Origin of the sequence: Yersinia sp. 2542 StPb PI, from assembly GCF_048593855.1 — a bacterium.
In the GTDB taxonomy this organism is placed as follows: Bacteria; Pseudomonadota; Gammaproteobacteria; order Enterobacterales; family Enterobacteriaceae; genus Yersinia; species Yersinia enterocolitica_E.
This window is the reverse complement of sequence record NZ_JAZGQA010000299.1, coordinates 1-3364: the sequence shown is the minus strand read 5'-3', so window position 1 is coordinate 3364 and position 3364 is coordinate 1. Positions and strand designations below refer to the sequence as shown.

The following is a 3364-nucleotide window of genomic DNA, read 5'->3' as shown; positions in this document are numbered from 1 at the left end:
GTATTTAGTATATTGTAGTGGTCAAGCAAAACTGGCCACGGCGTTAGAGTTTTTCCAAAACAATCGTTCTGATTCATTCGGCGTCAAACCACCATTATATTGATGAGGTCTGAGCTGGCTGTAATATCCTGTGATGTAATTCGTTATTGCCGTGCTGGCTTCGCTAAAATTCACGTAGCCGTTATCCGGTACCCACTCTGTTTTCAGGCTTCTGAAGAACCGTTCCATTGGGCTGTTATCCCAGCAATTCCCCCGGCGACTCAGGCTTTGCTTTATCTGACACCTCCACAGTAACTGCCTGAAATTCCTGCTGGTATAGTGGCTGCCTTGGTCCGAGTGATACAGTAAATTAGCCGGCTTTCCTCGCGCTTCCCAGGCCATGGACAGCGCTTTAGCTGTCAATGCAGAATCCGGGAAAAATGACATCGCCCAGCCAACCGGTTTACGGGAAAACAAATCGAGTACAACAGCCAGATAAGCCCAGCGTTTTCCCGTCCAGATATAAGTCACATCACCGCACCAGGCCTGATTAGGCTCGGTAACAGCAAACTGGCGATCCAGATAATTAGGGATCTCAATGTGTTCCTTAGACGCCTTCTTATAACGATGGCCAGGTTGCTGACAGCTGATAATATTGAGCGCTTTCATCAGCTTTGTTGCCCGCCAGCGGCTCAGTTTTATACCTTTGGTGGTGACCATCGCGGCAATGCTTCGCGCTCCTGCTGAGCCGTTACTTTCGCGATAAACTTCACGCACAAGGCTCAGTAATGCCACTCTCGTGGCGTCAGGCCTCTTTGGCTGCTGCCAGTATTTATAGCTGCTGCGATGAACCCCAAACACGTTGCACACAACGGCAACAGGAAACCGAGCCCTGAGTTTCTCAACTAATGAGAATTGTTCAGGGAGTCTGACATCAAGAGCGCGGTAGCCTTTTTTAATATATCCCTTTCCATTTCAACGCGTTGAAGTCTTTTCTTCAACTCACGTATCTCAATCTGCTCAGGTGTCATGGGTGACGCTACGGGTGATTTTCCCGCTCGCTCTTCTTTCAGTTGTCGAACCCATTTGTCCATCGTGGATTTGCCGACATTCATCGCAGTGGCAGCGGCGGTGTAGTGCTGATCGAGTACAAGCTGGGCAGCTTCGAGGCGAAACTCGGGGCTAAAATTGCGTCTGTTACGTCCGGTCATAATGTCACCTGTTTTGACTATGAGGTGATGATATCACCTCTATTCAGGTGGCCAAATTCACTATGCCACTACAATAGAACCCGCCATCATTAACTGATGGCGTTGTATACTGACAATAAAAATATCTAAGACGCCCCAAAGGTTATTGCATTTACTCCGTTACGCTTTGCTGCTTATACTTGTAGTAGAGTTGGGTCAGACTGGTCACACAGTATTTTTTGAATATATTCATTTTATGTGCACTTATCGCGGACTTACTGACATCAAAAAGTATTGAAATTTTTTCACTCGACATGCCAATCAGTAAACACGGTAAGATCTGTTTCTCTCGCTTTGTGAGCTTTAATGATTTCGGTTTTGCTCGCGAATAAATCGTAGATGAATCACTTAATAAATAATCAGTACAATATAGACAACCGCAAAGGACAGTCTCTATCTCTGGGACGGATGTTGTTTTGCATAGGTAGACAATATCTGTTTTTTTTGAAAAGAAATAATCGTCTGACAAGCCACTTTCTTTAGAGTAAAGGATAAGACTTTTCTTCTTTATCGTCTGGTCAATCAATTTAAAAAATCGAAATTGATCAAACATAGATATATTATCGATATCAAAAATCACTACGGGATTAAAAGAATTTATAATTAGAGATTCAAATTCAGTTAAAGTGGTACACACTTTAATAGTGTCACTGTTCATACCCTGACGGCTAATAATAATTGGTTCGGTGATTTGTTTTAAAGCAAACCGAATTAAATCACTACCACTGTATATAATAACATCTCTCATAAATCACCTTTTACATTTAGATTATCTAACGATTAATCGAATAAACAAACAGTTAAACGCAAATCAAATATCTGGTGTGGGTCAAAGAGTATGCGTTGAGACCGTCCCTGGTCTCTTTATCCATCCTGGTTTAATAGTGGTTAATCGTGAAAATAATTACCCTTTAGAACAATAAAAATAACAGTAATGCTCAACAGCCTCAAACCACATGTGTATTAAGTTCAAGGTGATTTATCAACAGTAACTTTTACCTTACGCCATGGAAAATTCATTTCCCCATGGCGAGGCTAATAACATCATTTAACGTAAGTTATTAATAATAGTTAATCAAAAATACCACTTTCCCATCGGCTCTTCCTGGCGAGACTGTCGATGCCGTTTGATAATATCGCGCAGATAACGGTATCTTCACTGATTGTTGACTGTTGGTGAGAGATACTGTGATGTTTTTGGAAAAATCTAAAAGAGACGGTGAACTTGTCGCGCCATAACCCAATTGTATTCCGACGCCTTTTGCAGCCGAAGCATTAGAACTGTCGACAGCAAAAATACCATTACTGGAATTCAATATTGCTGTTGCCGGGGTCAATTTAACATTTAAGGTATTATTGATAGGCTGACCCACCGTCGTGCTACCTGTTCCCTCCACAATGTTGTAGGAGCTATTATTAAAATACCCATGGAAAACAGGACAATTTGTCAGGTTAATAGATGCGTCTTTCCACGGTGTTGTCGATCCAATCCCGGTAAAATATTTACTCACCTCAAAAGACCCCATCGCAACATTCACATCGGGTGTGGTGCAGGTTTGAGACACAATATTTAAGCTGCCACTAAAGCTGAGGTTATAAATCGGTATTGGTGCACTATTGGTGAGCGTCGGATCCGTCGAAAGATTTAATCTTACGCGCGGTAAATTAGCACCGTTAATCGTGCCGGGAGAAACAGGGCCAATTTTAATCAGTGAAAGTACCGCATTGATTCTTACATTAAAATTGAAGAATGACGTTCCGGAATAGGTTGTGGTATAGGCGACCGTAGGTAGCGCCTGATTGCTCAAGTCGCTCGATACAACAACCCCAATACCGGGAACCTGGGTCTGATAAACACGATTAGGGAAAGGAGAACCACTCCAACTAGCTAGAGTGGGTGTACTGGTATACTCAAGAGTTTGAGGTGCGTTAAAAGACCCCGCGCCGCAGGTAAATGCATCAGTCGCGGTACCCGGATCTCTGAAATCAAGCCGATACACTACCGTTCCATTCGGCATGTCAGGCCCTACGGTAATACTGGCGGGTGACAGAGCGGCAACAAAGGTACGCGCTGGTGTGATTTTAGTGGTGCACGTCGCCAGTGCCAATGCATATTGGCTGCAACTCAATAACGC

3 protein-coding genes are annotated in these 3364 nt (G+C 43.3%); all 3 read right to left on the bottom strand.

The window, feature by feature from the left end; all coding sequences use genetic code 11:
- Positions 1–21 precede the first annotated feature (21 nt).
- Positions 22–1190 (bottom strand): IS3 family transposase gene (locus tag V1952_RS20845; RefSeq protein WP_420074028.1). Its coding sequence is split into 2 segments (ribosomal slippage): positions 22–929 and positions 929–1190, totalling 1170 coding nucleotides; the frame shifts between segments, so codons are not numbered across the junction.
- 151 nt (positions 1191–1341) lie between these two features.
- The gene (locus V1952_RS20840; RefSeq protein WP_420075458.1) at positions 1342–1977 is read right to left on the bottom strand and encodes a LuxR C-terminal-related transcriptional regulator; all 636 of its coding nucleotides are present in this window, start codon (positions 1975–1977) and stop codon (positions 1342–1344) included.
- Positions 1978–2290: 313 nt separating this feature from the next.
- A partial coding sequence (locus V1952_RS20835; protein ID WP_420075457.1) for a fimbrial protein occupies positions 2291–3364 on the bottom strand: 1074 nt, incomplete at its 5' end.

Coding starts and splice junctions, on each gene's coding strand:
- V1952_RS20840 (WP_420075458.1), bottom strand. CDS start 1,977: ATGAGAGATGTTATTATATACAGTGGTAGTGATTTAATTCGGTTTGCT.